Origin of the sequence: Yersinia sp. 1652 StPb PI, from assembly GCF_041538345.1 — a bacterium.
Classification (GTDB): Bacteria; Pseudomonadota; Gammaproteobacteria; order Enterobacterales; family Enterobacteriaceae; genus Yersinia; species Yersinia enterocolitica_E.
In genome coordinates this window covers 823,906-842,430 of sequence record NZ_JAULSM010000001.1, presented here as the reverse complement: position 1 = coordinate 842,430, position 18,525 = coordinate 823,906, and the positions used below count along the sequence as shown (strand labels likewise).

Here is an 18,525-nt window from a genome sequence, read left to right as displayed (position 1 = left end):
ACCTTCTGATTTACTTTATGTATCTTATTTCCTACAAAACGTTACTATGTTTATCTCGAACTAAATCTACTATATACACAAAGCTATTGGAGTTGTAGGCAGACCGCAAGTAAACGCATCTCCATAAGCTTATTCAGGGGTGAGATCGCCGCTAACCCCCTTAGCACTTCAAATACCAAGGGAATATTATGGTCACACTCAGAGCAATGCATACCGAAGAGCTAAACGACTATCGGAATCTCTTTATTAGTGAGTATGCGCAAGATTTATCATCCAATAGTGGTTATAGCATCGAGCAAGCATTGGCTCATGCAACGCAAATTTTTGATGGTTACTTACCAGAGGGTGTTAATACTCCCGGTGACCGTCTGTATTGCATCGAAAATAAGGATGGCGAGAGCGATAATAACGCACTGGTGGGTTATTTATGGTACGGCCAGGCTAACAATGACAGTGCAGCTTTTATTAAAGATTTCTATGTTCTGCCGCAACATCAGCGTAAAGGCTATGGTTCTGCGTGTTTACAGGAATTAGAAAATATACTGGTCGATCAGGGCATATTTGAGATAAAGCTGCGGGTCGCTGCGGATAATCCACAAGCGAAAAGATTGTATGAGCAAATGGCATTTGTAGTAACAGGATTTAATATGTCCAAATCACTGGCAAGAAAACCATAGGGATAAACAGGCGACTACGAGGCGAAAGACAATAAGCAGATGGCGCTTGCATCACTGCAAACGAAAAATAAAAGCCGGAACATCGGACTAACCGTTCATCAGATGGTGGCCTGCGTTAAACTGCTTTATCGTCGCCCATCTGTTGCAGTTGGTTTTTGTAAGATTTCACTTTTTGGCGTTTCTTCATCCAAATGGAAAACGATACAACAAAAATCCCGCCCGCCAGTGTTAACACACCTAACTCATGCTGATAAAACAGCATTATAATGAAATAGATAGCAGAAATGATTGCCACCCATTTAGCCGAATGACCAATAGAGCTTTTCTCATCAGTCAGACGGCGGATACTCTCTTCTTCGCTAATTCCCATGCGCTACCTCCTTAGTGACAAGTTTATAATATTGGGGCAGTTGCATGATAATTCAACATATTTTTCAGTTTTTATTTTGTTCAGTCAAGATAGTGCTAATTGACTACCCCGACTGAATCGATATTGGTTATAAAATAATAATCAGTTCGTATTCGCCACCATCCAGAGCAACTCGTACCCCGTCGGATTGATAGGCGAGTGCTAAACCATTCAATGTCGCCGAACTAATCCCCTGACAGCGCTGGGCCGGACTTTCAACACGAATAACATAGCGCGTGTTAGCCAGATTAATCGTCGCCTCAAATCCCGGCCAACTGGCGGGTATGCAAGGATTAATCACCAGTTCCCCGCCTTCACGCCGGATCCCCAGAATACCTTCCATACCCGCGCGCTGCATCCAGCCCGCAGAACCGGTATACCACGTCCAGCCACCGCGCCCAACATGAGGTGCGACTGAATAGACATCGGCTGCGACCACATAGGGTTCGACTTTGTAACGCGCAATCCCCGCAGGGGTATTGCCATGATTTATCGGATTGAGCCATGCAAACAGGTTGCGGGCCTTATCCCCCTCACCTAATTCAGCAAAGGCTAAAATCACCCACATGGCAGCATGGCTATATTGCCCCCCGTTTTCCCGTAAACCAGGAGGATAGCCTTTGATATAACCAGGATCATCTGGCGTTTTGTCAAAAGGCGGAGTGAATAGCAGTGCCATCCCATCATCGGGACGAATAAGATGTTGCTCCAGTGAAGCCATTGCTTGTACGGCTCGTAGTGGGTCTGCGGCCCCCGATAGCACCGCCCACGACTGGGCAATAGAGTCAATACGGCACTCGTTGCACGCTTTAGATCCCAGCCAACTGCCATTATCAAAGGTTGCACGGCGATACCAGTCGCCATCCCATGCTTCCCGCTCTAATGCCTCGATTAAACCGCTGAGATGCTCCTGCCACTGCCTGGCCCGTCGAGGGTCACGCTTGCTCGCTAACGGAATGAACATTTTCAGCGTTGCCACCAGCAACCAACCCAACCAAACACTCTCCCCTTTTCCCCCTTCACCGACTCGGTTCATGCCATCATTCCAGTCACCGGTCCCCATCAGCGGTAAACCAAGCTCTCCGGTCAATTCAATGCATTGATCCAACCCTTTGGCACAATGTTCAAACAGTGAGGCGTTTTCCTGTGCCACCAGTGGCTGGAAGAAAGCATCGTGTTCGCCTGGGTGCAATATCGGCCCTTCGAGGTACGGTACTGTTTCATCCAGCACACCGCTATCACCGCTTGCAAGAATATACGTGGCGGTGGCAAAAGAGAGCCAAACCCGGTCATCAGAGATGCGAGTTCGCACCCCCTGCCCGGAGTGAGGCAACCACCAGTGCTGTACATCACCTTCGATAAATTGTCGCCCGGCGGCGCGCAATAGGTGATGTCGCGTCGTATCCGGTTGAACAAAGGTTAGCGCCATGCCGTCTTGTAATTGATCGCGGAAACCATAAGCGCCACTGGCCTGATAAAATGCCGACCTTGCCCAAACACGGCATGCCAGCGTTTGATAAAGCAGCCAGCCGTTGAGCATGATATCCATCTGTCGATCCGGCGTTTTCACCTGGATGGCCTTCAGCAAGGTACGCCAGTAATCGGTGACGTCACTCAACACCGCATCCAGATTTGCCGTACGGTAACGGGTAATTAAAGCTTGTGCCTCACTCACTGAAGCACACTGGCCGATAAACCACACCACCTCTACTTGCTCGCCCACCGCCAGTTCAATCGTTTGTTGCAGCGCACTACAGGGATCAAACCCGGCACCGGTCGTACCGGAAAGCGGTATTATTGCCGATAGGGCTAACGGTGCAGAGCTGTCGCGATAATGTCCAAGGAACTCGCTACGATCGGCGGTCCAGCTAGTTTGCTGTCCATTTAAGTCAGCGAAGGAAACTCTGCCGGGGAAGGCGGTGCTCCAGGGATTTCGCGCCAACATGGCACCGGTTGGTTCATCCATTTCGGTAATAATAAATGGCCCGGTCGCCCCGCGAGAGGTCGCCAGTACCCATTCGGCATAGGCGGTCACCGAGATACGCCGTGGTTTATCCGACATATTGCGCAATGTCAGACGGGATATCTTGATAGGATCCGCCAGCGGCACAAATTGCAGCAGCGTCATGCCAATACCATTAGCCTGATGCTCAAACCGACTATAGCCATGACCGTGGCGAGCGATATAGGTGCCACCATCGCGGATCGGCTGTGCCGTAGGGCTCCAGAGTAGCCCAGAGTCTTCATCGCGCAGATACAGGCATTCGCCAGAGGAATCGATAACGGGATCATTGAGCCACGGCGTTATCTGGTTTTCTCGGCTATTTTCAGCCCAGGTATAGCCACTACCGGTAGCCGAAACCTGAAAACCGAAGGTCTGATTGGAAATTACATTAACCCAGGGCGCGGGGGTATTTTCCCCATCATTCAGGCAAGTTATATATTCCTGCCCTTGCAGGCCAAACCCTCCCAGACCATTAAAGAACTCCAGATTTTCAGGTAAGGGTAATAAGGTTGCCGTCGGCAAGTTAACCGGTTTGACCAGTGAGAAACTGACTTTCTTATCGGCTGTTAATAACTTTTTATCCTGTGCTAACAGGCGCTTATCTGATGTGAATAACTTTTTATCCGTTGCGAACAGCTTTTTATCCGAAGGAACAATTTTCTTGTCCAGAGTGAATAACAGATGGTTGAGTTGATTACCCAATGTGCCATAGCGGGCTGATAACACCACCCGAGCAACCGAACGGAGTAGCGATCGAGTCTCTGCACTCATCAGATCAGCACGCAAGGCATAGGCCGAACCTTGTCGTAGCTGATCACCCAAGTGTGGTCGTGACTGGCTACTGCGCACTGCGGTTTCTATAGCGATTTGCAAATCTTGTACATAAGAAGACGCCCGTTCATTGATGATAACCAGATCAACCGCCAAACGTTTCATGCGCCAGTATTCATGTGCGCGCAGTAATTGCCGCACCTGATCAATGTCTTCGATATCATCAATACGCAGCAGAACTATCGGCAAATCACCCGATATGGATTGAGTCCATAATACTGATTGGATCCCTGCACCACGTATGATAGTTGTCGATGGCGAACGGAAGCGGGCATCGGCATACAAAATAGGCGCGGCCAGTTGCTGAAAATCTGCCGCCTCCTCAGCTTTAATCTCCAAATGGCGTAACTGCACCTGTGCCTGGGTCCAGGCCAATGTTTTAGCACGGTCATACGCACTGCGGTCACGGTGTTTATCCACCATATCCAGCAAAGCTTCTTTCGATGAAGCAATCAGTGTCCAGAAGGAAACCGTAACGGTCTTGCCCGCCGGTACCAGCAAGCTCTGGCGCAGTGAGAATATCGGATCCAGCACTGTACCCACAGTATTTGACAGTGCCACTCCCACTTGCATGGCAGCCGAGCTAATAACCCGGTTACCGCGACCAATAAACTTGGCCCGATCCGATTCATATTGCAGCTCACTCATCGGCAGGCCATCAGCAACCAAGAAATGCGCCGCCCAGACTTGTGGTTCTTGTGCTGTTCTGGGCCGCCGCGTCGCAATTAATGTACCCAATTCCGCCAGATATTCAGTAACCACAAACATTTTGGCGAATGCCGGATGCGCACTGTCTGCTGCGGCCGCAGTGAGTACCACCTCAGCATAAGAGGTCAGTTCAATCTCCCGCGCACGGCGGCCCGTGTTAAGTAACGAGATCCGCCGTACTTCACCATCATCTTCACTGGAGATAAGCACATCCATGGTGCTGGTCAGCGTACCGTCGCGGCAGATAAATTCGGCATGATCCTCACTGAAAATCACCTCACGATGGGCATTATCACTGGCGGCCAGTTGCGCCCCGGCAGACCAACTGCGGCCACTGCGTAAATCACGCAGGAAAATAAAGGAGCCGTAATCATCACAAGTAGCATCTTCCCGCCAGCGAGTGACCGCGACATCCAGCCATCGGCTGTAGCCAGCCCCCGCGCTGGTCAGCATCACAGCATAACGGCCATTGGATAACAGGTGAGTCACGGGTGCTCCAATAACCGGTGAGGACAAGCGGCGAATGGTTGGTAATGCACTGTCTGCCACCGCGGACAGCAACACCTCCTCGGTCCGAGGATAAGCAATCGCCACATTGCGCGGCATCCGCTCCTGCAACAGTAATTCGCAAGCCTGAATCATTGGCTCATGGTGAAAACGGTTACGCATCCGTCCTTGCTGTAAGGTATTGGCAATAGCAACAATGGTCATCCCCTGATGGTGCGCCATATAGTTGCGTACAATTACCACCTGCTGATGTTCCGGCAAGCGCGAGCGGGTGAAATCCAGTGCTTCATAGTAACCATAGCGGCCTAACGCACCCATCTCCGCCAGTTTTTCATAGTTTTGTAGCGCACCGTGTGGATCAATCATAGCTGCCAGCCCGGTAGCATAAGGCGCGATTACGGTATTTTCTGATAAACCACGTTTTAACCCCAACCCAGGGACACCAAAGTTAGAATATTGATAAGTAAACTCGATATCACGTGCACTGTACGCCGACTCAGAAATGCCCCACGGGATATTCAAGCTGCGGCCATAAGCCTGTTGCCGTTCAACCACCAGTTGATTCGTTTGTTCCAGCAAGCTGCCCGCCGGCGCGCGCATCACCAGTGAGGGCATCAGGTATTCGAACATCGAGCCAGACCATGAAATCAGCGCAGCCCCTTTACCAATCGGGGTCGCCGCTCGCCCCAGACGGAACCAATGACGAGTCGGCACATCGCCTTTGGCGATAGCAAATAGACTGGCAAGGCGAGCCTCTGAGGCCAGTAAGTCGTAGCAACTCGGATCAAGGCTGTTATCCACCAACGAATAACCGATGGATAACAATTTACGCTCGGGATCAAGCAGGAAAGCAAAATCCATCGCCAGCGCCATATGGCGGGATTCAGCAGCCAATTTCAACAACCGATCATTAACTTGCTCCTGCATCTCCTGCGTGAGTTGCTGGTCACATTCATGTTCAGCGGCCGCCAAAATCAGTACTTCAATCCAATAACTCAAATCAATAAATGCATTATCATCAATAGAACGTGCGACACCATGCACCATCGCTGAGGCTTTGACTAATAACGGTTTTAACGACAGCGGTAACATTTCAGCGTCACCGACCCCCTTTAAATCCATACGGATTTGTTCTAAAACCGCCCACAGCTTACGTTTAAAATCAGCATCACCCGCGGGTAACGCGTTAAAGGATATCTCGGCCAACAACAGGTTATCCATCAACCCCTTAGCGCCGTTAGTCGCCAGCGGTTCTGCCGCCCACTCTTCACAGGTATTGGCCAGCACAATCAAATGCCCGGCCAGGTTGCCACTGTCTACCGAAGAAACATAAGCCGGTTCCAGCGCCCGTAGATCCTGCGTGCCATACCAGTTAAAGAAATGCCCGCGGAAACGCGCCAGTTTATGAAAGGTTTCAAAGGTTGCTTCCAGCCGCACCAAGGTGCGATAGGTACCCGCCCAACCAAAATCGCGAGCAGCCACTGTCGAGAGTAAATACAATCCCATATTGGTCGGTGAAGTGCGGTGTGCCACCACCGGTTTTGGATCTTCCTGAAAGTTATCAGGCGGCAGCATGTTTTCATCAGGGGTAACAAAGGTTTCGAAGAAGCGCCAAGTGCGCCGGGCGGTCAGACGCAACTCGGGGATATCTTCCGCCGTTATCGGTTTATGTTGTGCTACCTGATGGGAACGGCTGACCCACAACGCGATGGCCGGAGCGAAAAACCATATAATGGCAAAGGGTAAAATCAGTGGCCAGGCCAAGGGCGAAACCATCAATGCAATGGCGGCCATCAGCAAACCTAATAGCGTTCCGCCCGCCATATGACGATAAAAACCGGCGACACCGGGGTGGGGTTTACCGGCAGATTGTGCGGCGGTGGTCCACTCCAGTAAATTACGATGGGTAATAAACAGGCGAATTAGCGTGCGGCCAATAGCATCAACCATCTGCCAGGCGTGGTCAGCCAGGAAAATCAATGACAACAACGTCTGACTGCCTGCTCGTTTAGTATCATCGAGTAAAGAACGTAAATGGTTACTCAGCCGAGTATTCTGAGCCGGCCATAATGAGAACAAAATGGGTAGAAAAGAGGGGAACGCGATCAGCAAGATGACTACCAACACCCCAACCCACGCAGCAGGCATGGGTAGCATCCAACTGCAACCCAGCAACATTAGCGCAAAGGGAGCAACCAGTGAGCGGCGCAAGTTATCCACCATTTTCCAACGGCCCAGCAATGGAACATTTTTGCTGTCTTTGTCGTTCCTGACCACCCAACGCAGTAATTGCCAGTCACCCCGCGTCCAGCGATGCTGACGCTTGGTAATTACGTCATAGCGGGCGGGTGACTCTTCCACCACTTCAATATCCGAAGCCAATCCGGCACGGGCAAAAATCCCCTCAAACAGATCATGGCTGAGTAAGGCATTTTCTGGCACCCTGCCGGCCAGCGAGGCTTCAAACGCATCGACATCATAAATACCTTTGCCGGTATAAGAGCCTTCGCCAAACATGTCCTGATAAACATCTGAAACTGCGGCAGCGTAAGGGTCCATCCCCCCAGGACCAGAAAATACCCGTTGGTATAACGATCCACCTTTGCCCATCGGCAATGCCAGCGTCACACGTGGCTGAAGAATGCCATAACCATCGGTGACCCGCTGCTGGTCCGCACTAAAGCGTGGTTGGTTCAGCGGATGCGCCATTTTGCCAATCAAGCGCAGGGCAGCATCGCGTGGCAGTCGGGTATCCGCATCCAGCGTAATGACATAACGCACATCGGTTGGCACCTGTGGTTCACCGGCGGCGGTGGCAATAAATGAGGTGTCCGTCGCCCCCCGTAACAGGCGGTTAAGTTCATGCAACTTGCCCCGTTTACGCTCCCAGCCCATCCAGCGGTTTTCACTTTCATTAAACCTTCGCTGACGGTACAACAGCAGGAAACGCGGCCCGGCAGGACCGGGGCCATATTGTTGATTAAGCCGTGCAATAGCCTCATCGGCTAATAGCAGTAGTGGACCATCACTCGGTATGACTTGCTGGTCTGCATCAACCCCATCCAACAGCAGAGCAAAGGTAAGAGAACCGGTAGCCCCCGATAAATGGTGGACTTCTAGCTGCTCGATTTGCGCCAATAAATCACTTTTACTGGTGAGCAACGTGGGCACCACCACCAAGGTACGCAATCCATCCGGTACGCCACTGGTTAGCTCCAATCCCGGTAAAATCGTGGCACCAAAGCTCCAGGTGATAACGCGGTTTACCAGGGCAGTTGCCACATCTGTCGCAGGGATAAATGCGATTAAGGTAAATAATACCAGCCAGCCCGTCGCCAGTCCGGGGAAAGAGAGCGCCCACAGCGCCAATGCCAGTAATCCGGCAGTGACCAGAAAAATGGCCCCCATAAAACCGCCAACACCAAAGCTGACGCTCAAGCGGCTAAACCACAAACGTATTGAAGGACTGAATCTGAGTTGATTCTCCAATTCACGCCTTCCCGCCCCAATCAAGTGATAGCCTGGGTCACGGCAGCGTTCAACATTCTCTGGTTCTGCGGCCTCAGCTGTAGTTTGTGCGACTTGCAGGGCAAGAGCGGCAATTTCCAGTTCTGTGAAGGTGGAACCTCGGCATAATTGTTCGATGGCACTGCGGTACAGATTGCGGGTTTGAAAATCCATACTGGCGAAAGTGCTACCCTGGCGTAAGCATTCATCGACCAGGCTTACACTCTCAAACAGATCAGCCCAGTCAATATCCGAGATCAACCGCATACTGGTAATAACATTTCGGACCGAAACGTTAGATGCCCCCTGCCGTAGTTGAGCTCGTTGTACAACTTCACTAATCGATAGCCCTTGTAATTGAAGGCGATCTTCCAGCCAGCCCAATGCTGGCGTGGTGCGTGGGTCTTGATCACGTAACCGCTTTGCCAATTGAGATGCAAATTGCTCAGATAAAGGTTCACTGGATCGCACCGCAATATCAGACTCCAGAGCCAATCGGCTATCGCCGGCGTCCAATAAGCGATTCGCCAGCGCCTCAGCATCGGCCCGATCTTTACGACCTTGAGTTATCTGATCAGCCAGACGGCGTAAATTCTCTATCAGCACAATACGCAGCGTAATCGCCACCGCCCAGAGTTCACCAATCGTCAGCGGTTGAACACGCTGATACGCCATAATAAAACGGCATAATACATCCGGGTCCAGATGGCTGTCAGTGTGCGCCACAAAAGCCCAGGTAATGCCAAATACCCGTGGATAGCCAGCGAAGGGGCCGTCGGCCAGTTTCGGCAATTGACGGTAATAACCCGGCGGCAAATCATCACGGATCTCGCGGATCTGCTCTTCAACCAGATGATAATTATCCAACAGCCACTCAGCCGCAGGGACTACTGCGCGGCCCTTTTCCAGTTCTGCGGCACTGGCCCGATATGCTGCCAGCAGCGTATTGGCGTTATCATTCAGGCGGGCATGCAAAGTAGATACCCGTGGTGGGTGGGTAGTTATCGACTGCGCTTTGGCAAGGCTCTCAGCATGCTGTTCCAATCGCTCCACACTGAATAGTTCATCCCTTACAGGTGCAGTATCATGCCAAGGGGTAGTCGCTGCGGTGGGTGATCCAAGAATAGCCTTTAGAAATAATTTCATAGGTACCTTTCTGGTCGGGTGCTCATACAGTCTGATGGCAATCTGCATAATGAAAAGTCGGGAATAGCCGTTAAAAGGCGTATCCAAACGGATTGCTCAGGTGAGCTTCCTGAGCCGTGCGAGCCGCGTGATATTGAGCAGAAAACGCCTTACAGGCAGAATGCTGTCAAAAATGCCGAGTGAAGGTGGAAAGCAAAAGACGGATACACCAAAGTATCCAGTCATAAAAAAGGGGCGAGTAAAGGCTGACGATACGCAATAAACGTACGACAGCAAAAAAGCTGAATAGTATTAACTATAGCCCAAAGGAGAAATTAAGGATCAGGGCATAAAATGAGAGAAATAAATCAAAAGGTTGCATTAACAGCAGGTACTGTAATTTAAATACCTGCCGCCTTCCCACTATTACACAGACTGTTGGTAATCACCCCATACTTTCAGAAACTAGATGCTGTCTTGAAATTTTCGTGCCTTGGCAGTTTGCTGTTTCTCTAACTCAAAAATGGCGCGTTGCAGCCCTTTTTCTTGGATTGGACTCAGACGAGGAAATTTAAAACTCAAGCGTTGTACTGTGAGGGTTTCACCTTTGTTATTCACTACTTGTTTATCAATGGCCCGGATAAACTGCAGGTCCAGCTTAAAAACACCAAAACCACATAAATCCACTGAGGCATCTCGTAAAATACCGCATTCCTGAAGGGGGAACTCACTGCCTTTCACTGCATACAGCCCCATGCCCCCCAGGGAAATATCCCCTAATGTGTACGAGAAATTACTGCCATCAGTGAATTTCCCAGAACAATAATAAGGCGGCCATTGAGGGATGTTTACACGAAAATATTCCCGCCGTTGGATAAAATAAAGCTGCTCAGGAATAGCCGTGCTAAAGGCAGGTAGTGATAAATATTTTATTTCTTTCAGTGAATTACAAGTAAATTCAATTTTTGCGCCCGTAGGTTCTGCAATAATAGTCAATTGATTAGCAGCAAGGGCCAGACGGTTCTCGTGTTCTACACTACCAAAATCAAAAATAAACTGATTCGTCTCAGGTACCACATCCAGAATACGGCTGATAAATTGTCCGCGCGCATGCATAACCATCACTGCGGTATCGTTCTTCTTTAAATCTCGAAGAATTGCACAGATCGCTAATTTATTCGTTTTGACAAAGTTTTCTTTAGACGTTTCGCTCACCTGCCATTCCCCATCTTTAATTTATTGCTCTGGCTACCCAGATTATTTTAATGAGCATATAAGTATCAATATGGTTATCGGCAGATGTTTGAATTACTTTAATTTTTTTTATAAAAAAACCGAAAGCTTAATTTCCACCCCAGGATTTCAAGATATAAGAAACCCGCATAGGCTTTGAATACGCTGTTGGGCTGAACCAGACCAATATCCTTTACAACTAATCTTAAACGGAGAGCACTAGAGAGAGAACGTGGCAATTGATAAAAATTTGTGATCCAGGCTACATTAAATCATCAGTCTGACTTGTACATTATTAACGCTCAAATTAGACATTTGAGTCATTTTTTATACCACTTGAATTTTAATAATTAATTATCAATGAATTACAAAAATATTCATGATAAAACCGCCCTCTGAATAGGTATAAAAATGGTATATAAAAATCTGGTAACAAATATTCGAAAATTAATAAATCATCAGGATATTTCGCTGGGTGATTGCTTACCATCAGAAATTCAGTTAGCAGAGCGTTTTGGCGCATCACGAATGACAGTCAGAAAAGCACTGGATGTCTTAATTCAAGATGGTTTACTGGAACGGCAACAAGGGCGAGGGACATTTATTATCGGGAAAGATCTTAAACATGATAATAATCATCTGAACAGTTTCACCGAACAGATGAAAATGCTCGGCAAGACACCACATACTGAAGTTTCTGAGTTCAAAATTATTAGGGCATCGCAAGACATTGCCAGTCAGTTAAACATCAATCAAGACGATAAAATATATTATATCAAACGATTACGTTATGCTGACAAACAGATTATTCAGATAGAAGAGAGCTATCTGCCGGTCTCTCTGATGCCGGATTTAACTTACCATCATCTTGAATCATCTAAATATGATTTTATTGAAAAACACGCTAATTATCAGATTGAAGGTTGCCGGCAGACATTTTTACCTATTGTCGCCAGTCAGGAGTTTGCCCTGCAACTCCATTGCGATCCACGTACCCTGCTGCTGCAATTACTCGCCGTATCCAATGGAACTGACGGAGTCGTGGTAGATTTTTCGGTGATAACCTTTAATCCGGTTGATTATAAAGTCAGTTACTATCTCAAACGCCATCCGCTAGATTAAAGGGTTGATTAGTGCATTAATCCTTTTTATCAGTAGATTAATGCACCAGAAGAAATATCAATAAGCCTAGCCCGGTAATAAACTACCCAAACCAATAAACAGCCCGGCGATTGTGGCACTCATCAGATTAGATAATGTTGCCGCCAGCAGTGCACGGAATCCTAAGCGCGCAATTTCAGATGATCTTTCGGGTGCAACAGCACTGAAAGCGCCCACCACGACAGCAATTGAGCCAAAGTTGGCAAAACCACACAACGCAAAAGAGATAACTGCAATCGTTTTTACATCTAATGTCGCTATGGTTTCTTTCAGATAAGGAGAGAAACTTAAATAGGCTACGAACTCATTAATGGCTAATTTCTGGCCGATAAAACCACCCGCCAGTGAAGCATGTTCCCAGGATACGCCCATAATATAAGCCAGAGGCGAGAACACATAACCAAGAATACTTTCCAGACTGAGCTGTTCGAAACCAAAGATGCCACCAATACCACCAATAATGCCGTTAATTAACGCAATCAATGCAACAAACGCCATCACGACGGTGGCAACCCCGACCGCAATTTTCAATCCCAGCATCGCGCCACTGGCTGCCGCTTCAATAATACTGGCAGGGCGTTTGTCACTGAATGTCATCTCGTTGAATTCAACTTTTGACTCTTCTGTCGCCGGGCTGATAATACGCGCAAATAATATCCCGCCAGGGATAGCCATTAACGAAGCAGCCAATAAATATTCAATCGGGACCCCAAGCCCGGCATAGCCCACCAACATAGAACCTGCAATGGACGCCATACCGCTACAGATGACGGTAAACAGTTCATTGCTGTTCATCTTATTAATAAAGGGTTTAACCACCGCTGGGATCTCATTCTGACCAAGGAAGATAGTGGTGACAGCGGCAAATGACTCTACTTTACTGATACCGAGTAACTTTTGAAATATAGAACCGAGAATATTAATTAGCCATCCCATAATGCCGAGATAATAAAGAATAGAAATTAATGAAGTGATGAAAATAATGGCCGGCAAGACATGAAAAGCAAAAACAAAACCGGCGCCATCAAATAACTCATTCATTTTTGGGCTAACTAAACCACCAAAAATAAATGCGCTACCTGCGTCACTATATGAAATAACTCTATTCACTGTATTAGCAATCGAAGAGATAAACCACTTTCCAGCAGGAACATAGAGCATGACTGCACCCAATGTTATTTGCAATAATAATGCAGCCCCAACGGTCCGTAATCTTATCTTTCTTTTATTTACTGAAAAAACATAGGCGATAAACAATAAAATGCACATCCCCGCCAAACTACGCAATAAATCCATAAATCCCCCGAAGTACCTCGAAGTTCCTATATAGATAGCTCATGCTCGAAAAGGTGCCCCTCGGACAACAAATGTGTCAGGGCACCTCAAAGATATGAGCAAGTATTTTGTAATAAGGACAATATTTAAAGCGTGTTACCGTTCTTTATTAAATAATGCTCTGATAGGAGCAGGCAATTTTGGCAGCTAACTGCGCATTATTAAATACCAACTGTATGTTAGCGTTTAAACTGTCACCACCGGTTAATTCAGCTACTCTGGCCAACAGGAATGGCGTACTTTCTTTACCAATAACCCCCTGCTCTTCTGATTCTTTTACTGCCTGATTAATGGCAGCGTTGATCATCTCTTCGGGTAAAGCATATTGTGGTGGGATGGGGTTGGCAACAACCATTCCTCCACGCAGGCCGATACTCCATTTGGCATTCATTGCTGCCGCAATTTGCTCAGCACTGTCTAAGGTAATACTGACCTCAAACGGGCTGGTCCGACAGAAAAAAGCGGGCAGTGACCGAGTCTGATAACCAATAACTGGCACCCCATTAGTTTCCAGATATTCCATGGTTAGACCTAAGTCCAAAATAGATTTAGCGCCGGCGCAAACCACCGTGACATTAGTTTTCGCCAACTCCTGTAAATCGGCGGAAATATCAAATGTGGTGGCAGCACCACGGTGTACACCACCAATACCGCCGGTCGCAAAAACCTTAATCTTCGCCATTTGTGCAATAATCATGGTGGAAGCCACGGTTGTGGCACCATGTTGTCCATTTGCTATCACAAAAGGCAAATCACGGCGGCTGACTTTCATAATGCTATGGCCTTCCTTGCCCAGCAATTCTATTTCGTCACGGGATAGGCCCGCTTTCATTCGGCCGTTTATAACGGCAATAGTGGCAGGCACAGCGCCATTCTCACGAATTTTCTGCTCTACCAGTAACGCTGTTTCTACATTTTGTGGGTAAGGCATCCCATGAGAAATAATGGTAGATTCTAATGCGACGACGGCTTTATTTTGCGCCAAAGCCTGTGCAACCTCTGGTGATATATCTAAATAAGATTGTGCCATTGCGTTATTTGTCATGGTTGTAATTCCAATAGTTTTTTAACACTGCCATTTGACAGATTGGGGTTATTAGTCAGTTCCGAAGAGAGCGTTAATGCTGAGCACCCTTGAGCAAAACGGATACTCTCAGCAAATTCCATGTCATCCAGCCAGCAACTTGCTAAACCAGACATCATCGCGTCTCCGGCCCCGGTAACATTCACAATGTTGATATTCAGTGGCAATGACCAGCCAACCTGACCATCAATTTCACTGAAATAAACCCCCTCTTTTCCCATACTTAATGCCAGGCGCTGGACGCCTTGTTGGTGAAACCAGTGCGCCACCACCGGAATATCATCGTGGCTGTTAATTTTCATGCCACTGAGTATCTCTGCTTCCAGACGATTAGGTTTCAGCGTGTGAATATGGGATAACCAGTTTTTAATTCTGGGTGCTTTGAATGCTGAAACCGTATCGACGAATACAGGAACATTACCGGCATTGGTAAATATCCATGAGAGGGCTTCTTCGGTTAAATTACAGTCGACGACTAATATTCCCGCGTGTTGAATTATCTCTTTGGTGGTTGCTAATAATGACGGCGTTAGTTTTTCTAATATGCGCATATCATTAATCGCCACCAACATTTCGCCACCATCATCGAGTAACGAAACATAAGTAGAGGTATTTTCACCGTGCAAACTGTGGCAATTACTGACATTGACACCGGCGCGTTTAGCCTCATCAATCAGGGTCGCACCATAAAAATCATCACCCACCACCGAGATGAGATGGCACTCTTTGCCTAATAGCGCAATATTTTCAGCAATATTTCGCCCAACACCGCCTGGGGTGCATTTTATTTTCCCTGGGTTGGAATCTTCATAAATGAGCTTACTGGCTGCATAACCACAAACATCCATATTTACCGAGCCAACCACCACCACATAACTGTGCTCAGATAATATATATCCCTTTCCTTTGATATAACCTTTTTGCATTAAATTCATAATGTGACCCGCCACCCCCGAGCGACTAATGCCTAGAATATCGGCAATTTCTTGCTGGGGGATCAATGGATCTCGTCTCAGAAGCTGCAATATTTGTTTTTCTCGGCTGGTCATAATGGACACTTGTTTGTTTTTAAACATGTGCTTGTTTTATTATTTTGACTAAATAGAGTAAAGCGTATTTTATTACTCTATTTCAAAGTTGAGAGAACGATCGTAAGCATGTTTTCAAGCAGTTACAGCACATTTTCTGTGAGGTAACTCAAGTTCTTCCGATAGGAAAATAAGTTTTAAATAGTAATATTCTTACAGGAAGGATATTCCACTAAAAATAAAGATAGATAATCAAGAGGATAACAATACACACAGAAGCAACCCAACAAGTGTTTGGTTGCCTATTTTTGGGGAAGTAAATTGATGAATAGCCATAAACGCGTTACATCAAATAATGATCTATTTCACACTTAAAGGCAGATGCTTCACAGGGAGGTTAACCAGAGAAAAAAATAAAACGACAGCAGCAGCAGCCTGATGTCGTTTTACTGTATATGTTCTGTCTGGTGTAAATTAGCTACGCACTAAATCGTCGCCATAGCCAACCCACTTATAAGTTGTCAATGCATCCAACCCCATCGGGCCACGGGCATGAAGTTTTTGCGTACTTACTGCCACTTCAGCGCCTAAACCAAACTGGCCGCCATCGGTGAAACGGGTGCTGGCATTGACATAAACTGCCGATGAATCCACCGCACGGACAAAATGTTCCGCGCTACTGAGTGAGCGGGTCAGAATAGCATCAGAATGGCTGGTGCCATGCTCGCGAATATGGTCAATAGCAGCATTGATATTAGCCACAATCTCCACATTCAAATCCAGAGATAACCATTCATCGTCATAATCAGCAGCTTCAACAGCCACTACCTTGGCCTTACCTTCGGTCAGATACGGCAGCGCCTGCGGGCTGGCATGCAGTGTCACGCCAAAGGCATGCATTCGGGTACTGAGTACAGGCAGGAAGCGCTCTGCAATGGCTTGATGAACCAGCAAGGTTTCCAATGAGTTACACGCACTTGGCCGCTGAACTTTGGCGTTTTCAATCACTAATAACGCTTTCTCAAAATCAGCACTTTCATCCACAAAGGTATGGCAAACCCCAATCCCACCGGTAATCACCGGAATGGTTGATTGCTCACGGCACAGTTTATGTAAACCAGCCCCCCCCCGTGGAATCAACATATCGACATAGCGATCCATACGCAGTAACTGATTTACCAATTCCCGATCAGGGCTTTCAATCGCCTGCACTGCCGCCGCGGGTAAGCCGCACTGTTCCAGTGCCTGCTGGATAACCTTCACGGTTGCCTGATTAGTGTGATGAGTCTCTTTGCCACCCCGCAAAATCACGGCATTGCCGGTTTTCAAGCAGAGGCTGGCGACATCGATCGTAACGTTAGGACGCGCTTCATAAATGACACCAATCACTCCCAGAGGCACACGGCGGCGTTCCAGCTTTAAGCCACTGTCGAGTAGGCTGCCATCAATAACGCGGCCCACAGGGTCATTCAGGCGGCATACCTGACGCACATCATTAGCAATAGCCGCTAAGCGTGCCGGGGTCAATAACAGCCGATCGAGCAGCGCCTCACTCATGCCCGTGTCACGTGCAGCCTGCATATCTTGCTCGTTGGCATGCAAAATAGCCTGACTTTCAGATTCCAACAGGTTAGCTATTACTGCCAGCACCTGATTTTTCTCTGCCGTGCTCAACATTGCCAACTGCCAGGAAGCCTGTTTGGCGGCTTTCCCCATCTGTTCCAGCATGCTCATGCTCGCTCCTTAGCTGACAATCATATCGTCACGATGAACCGCCACCGGGCCATATTCGTACCCGAGGATTTCACTGATTTGTTGCGAGTGATGCCCCGCTAACATGCGCAGCGCATCGCTGTTATAGCGTGATACACCGTGGGCCAAATCCCGCCCGCCAAGATTGCGGATCCGGATCACTTCACCACGGGAGAAATCCCCTTGAACACTGCGAATACCTTTGGGCAGCAGCGAACTGCCGCGCTCCATAATAGCGGCTACAGCCCCATCATCGACCGTAATTTCACCGGCTGGCGGTGCACCAAAAATCCAGCGTTTACGGTTTTCCAACGGGGTTTCCAGTGCATGGAAGCGGGTACCAACCGGCGTGCCATCAATCACATTCGCAATAACACCGGACTGACTGCCCGCGGCAATAATCACGTCAATACCGGCGCGGCAGGCAACATCTGCTGCTTGCAGTTTAGTGGCCATACCACCAGTGCCAAGGCCTGAGACACTATCGCCAGCAACTCCGCGCAAAGCATCATCGATACCATGCACTTCGCGAATAAGCTCAGCTTCAGGATTGTTACGCGGATCAGCCGTGTATAACCCCGCCTGATCGGTCAGTAACAGTAGCTTATCGGCACCGGCAAGAATGGCCGCCAGTGCCGAGAGATTATCGTTATCGCCTACTTTGATTTCAGCGGTGGCGACAGCATCATTCTCATTGATTACCGGCACGATGCGGTTATCCAGCAAGGCATTCATGGTGTCACGGGCATTGAGAAAACGCTCTCTGTCTTCCAAATCAGCACGGGTCAGTAACATCTGACCGATATGGATGCCATAGATGGAAAACAGTTGTTCCCAGAGCTGGATTAGCCGGCTTTGCCCGACTGCGGCTAACAGTTGCTTTGAGGCAATAGTGGCAGGCAATTCTGGATAACCCAAGTGTTCACGCCCGGCCGCAATCGCCCCGGAGGTGACAATAACAATACGATGACCTTTTGCGTGTTGCTGGGCACATTGGCGCACCAGTTCAACAATATGGGCACGGTTAAGACGACGGGAACCGCCGGTCAGAACACTCGTCCCCAATTTCACAACCAATGTCTGGCTGCCACTCATAATTTTTCTGCCATTGGGATGAATAAAAGAAACAATATATACCCAAAGTAATTGGAGTTGCAGTATGG

The 18,525-nt window shown here is 48.1% G+C and carries 10 protein-coding genes; 2 read left to right on the top strand and 8 right to left on the bottom strand.

Features of this window, described 5'->3' with window-relative positions; all coding sequences use genetic code 11:
- The first annotated feature begins 188 nt into the window (after positions 1-188).
- Positions 189-677 (top strand): GNAT family N-acetyltransferase, encoded by a 489-nt coding sequence (locus Q2T71_RS03735; protein ID WP_372558165.1) that lies wholly within the window; start codon positions 189-191, stop codon positions 675-677.
- A gap of 115 nt (positions 678-792) precedes the next feature.
- Here Q2T71_RS03735 and Q2T71_RS03730 read toward each other — a convergent pair whose 3' ends face one another.
- From Q2T71_RS03730 to Q2T71_RS03720, 3 genes are all read right to left on the bottom strand, one after another.
- Positions 793-1,047 carry a hypothetical protein gene (locus tag Q2T71_RS03730; protein WP_083160103.1) on the bottom strand — a complete coding sequence of 85 codons (255 nt, stop codon included), beginning with the start codon at positions 1,045-1,047 and terminating at the stop codon, positions 793-795.
- Between the two features lie 127 nt (positions 1,048-1,174).
- Positions 1,175-9,790 carry a GH36-type glycosyl hydrolase domain-containing protein gene (locus Q2T71_RS03725; protein ID WP_372558164.1) on the bottom strand — a complete coding sequence of 2,872 codons (8,616 nt, stop codon included), beginning with the start codon at positions 9,788-9,790 and terminating at the stop codon, positions 1,175-1,177.
- Between the two features lie 444 nt (positions 9,791-10,234).
- Complete coding sequence (locus tag Q2T71_RS03720) at positions 10,235-10,984, bottom strand: flagellar brake protein (protein ID WP_372558163.1); 750 nt, start codon at positions 10,982-10,984, stop codon at positions 10,235-10,237.
- Between the two features lie 429 nt (positions 10,985-11,413).
- Here Q2T71_RS03720 and Q2T71_RS03715 point away from each other — a divergent pair, with 429 nt between their 5' ends.
- The gene (locus tag Q2T71_RS03715; protein WP_083160109.1) at positions 11,414-12,124 is read left to right on the top strand and encodes a GntR family transcriptional regulator; all 711 of its coding nucleotides are present in this window, start codon (positions 11,414-11,416) and stop codon (positions 12,122-12,124) included.
- Positions 12,125-12,190: 66 nt separating this feature from the next.
- On the opposite strand, the gene Q2T71_RS03710 is transcribed toward Q2T71_RS03715, so the two are convergent.
- The 5 genes from Q2T71_RS03710 to proB form a co-directional block, all read right to left on the bottom strand.
- Complete coding sequence (locus tag Q2T71_RS03710; protein ID WP_372558162.1) at positions 12,191-13,459, bottom strand: NupC/NupG family nucleoside CNT transporter; 1,269 nt, start codon at positions 13,457-13,459, stop codon at positions 12,191-12,193.
- Between the two features lie 148 nt (positions 13,460-13,607).
- The gene (locus tag Q2T71_RS03705) at positions 13,608-14,543 is read right to left on the bottom strand and encodes a pseudouridine-5'-phosphate glycosidase (protein WP_372558161.1); all 936 of its coding nucleotides are present in this window, start codon (positions 14,541-14,543) and stop codon (positions 13,608-13,610) included.
- Positions 14,540-15,631 carry a PfkB family carbohydrate kinase gene (locus tag Q2T71_RS03700; RefSeq protein ID WP_372558160.1) on the bottom strand — a complete coding sequence of 364 codons (1,092 nt, stop codon included), beginning with the start codon at positions 15,629-15,631 and terminating at the stop codon, positions 14,540-14,542. The genes Q2T71_RS03705 and Q2T71_RS03700 overlap by 4 nt, the downstream gene beginning before the upstream one ends.
- A gap of 453 nt (positions 15,632-16,084) precedes the next feature.
- Positions 16,085-17,338, bottom strand: a complete 1,254-nt coding sequence (gene proA / locus Q2T71_RS03695) for a glutamate-5-semialdehyde dehydrogenase (protein ID WP_372559837.1) — start codon at positions 17,336-17,338, stop codon at positions 16,085-16,087.
- A 15-nt stretch (positions 17,339-17,353) separates the two neighbouring features.
- Positions 17,354-18,457: a glutamate 5-kinase gene (gene proB, locus Q2T71_RS03690; protein ID WP_083163836.1), complete on the bottom strand. Its 1,104-nt coding sequence runs from the start codon at positions 18,455-18,457 to the stop codon at positions 17,354-17,356.
- Positions 18,458-18,525 lie beyond the last annotated feature (68 nt).

Excerpts from the sequence above, each read along its gene's own strand:
- Q2T71_RS03735 (WP_372558165.1), top strand. The coding sequence starts at position 189 with ATGGTCACACTCAGAGCAATGCATACCGAAGAGCTAAACGACTATCGG.
- Q2T71_RS03730 (WP_083160103.1), bottom strand. The coding sequence starts at position 1,047 with ATGGGAATTAGCGAAGAAGAGAGTATCCGCCGTCTGACTGATGAGAAA.
- Q2T71_RS03725 (WP_372558164.1), bottom strand. The coding sequence starts at position 9,790 with ATGAAATTATTTCTAAAGGCTATTCTTGGATCACCCACCGCAGCGACT.
- Q2T71_RS03715 (WP_083160109.1), top strand. The coding sequence starts at position 11,414 with ATGGTATATAAAAATCTGGTAACAAATATTCGAAAATTAATAAATCAT.
- Q2T71_RS03710 (WP_372558162.1), bottom strand. The coding sequence starts at position 13,459 with ATGGATTTATTGCGTAGTTTGGCGGGGATGTGCATTTTATTGTTTATC.
- Q2T71_RS03705 (WP_372558161.1), bottom strand. The coding sequence starts at position 14,543 with ATGACAAATAACGCAATGGCACAATCTTATTTAGATATATCACCAGAG.
- Q2T71_RS03700 (WP_372558160.1), bottom strand. The coding sequence starts at position 15,631 with ATGACCAGCCGAGAAAAACAAATATTGCAGCTTCTGAGACGAGATCCA.
- proA (WP_372559837.1), bottom strand. The coding sequence starts at position 17,338 with ATGCTGGAACAGATGGGGAAAGCCGCCAAACAGGCTTCCTGGCAGTTG.
- proB (WP_083163836.1), bottom strand. The coding sequence starts at position 18,457 with ATGAGTGGCAGCCAGACATTGGTTGTGAAATTGGGGACGAGTGTTCTG.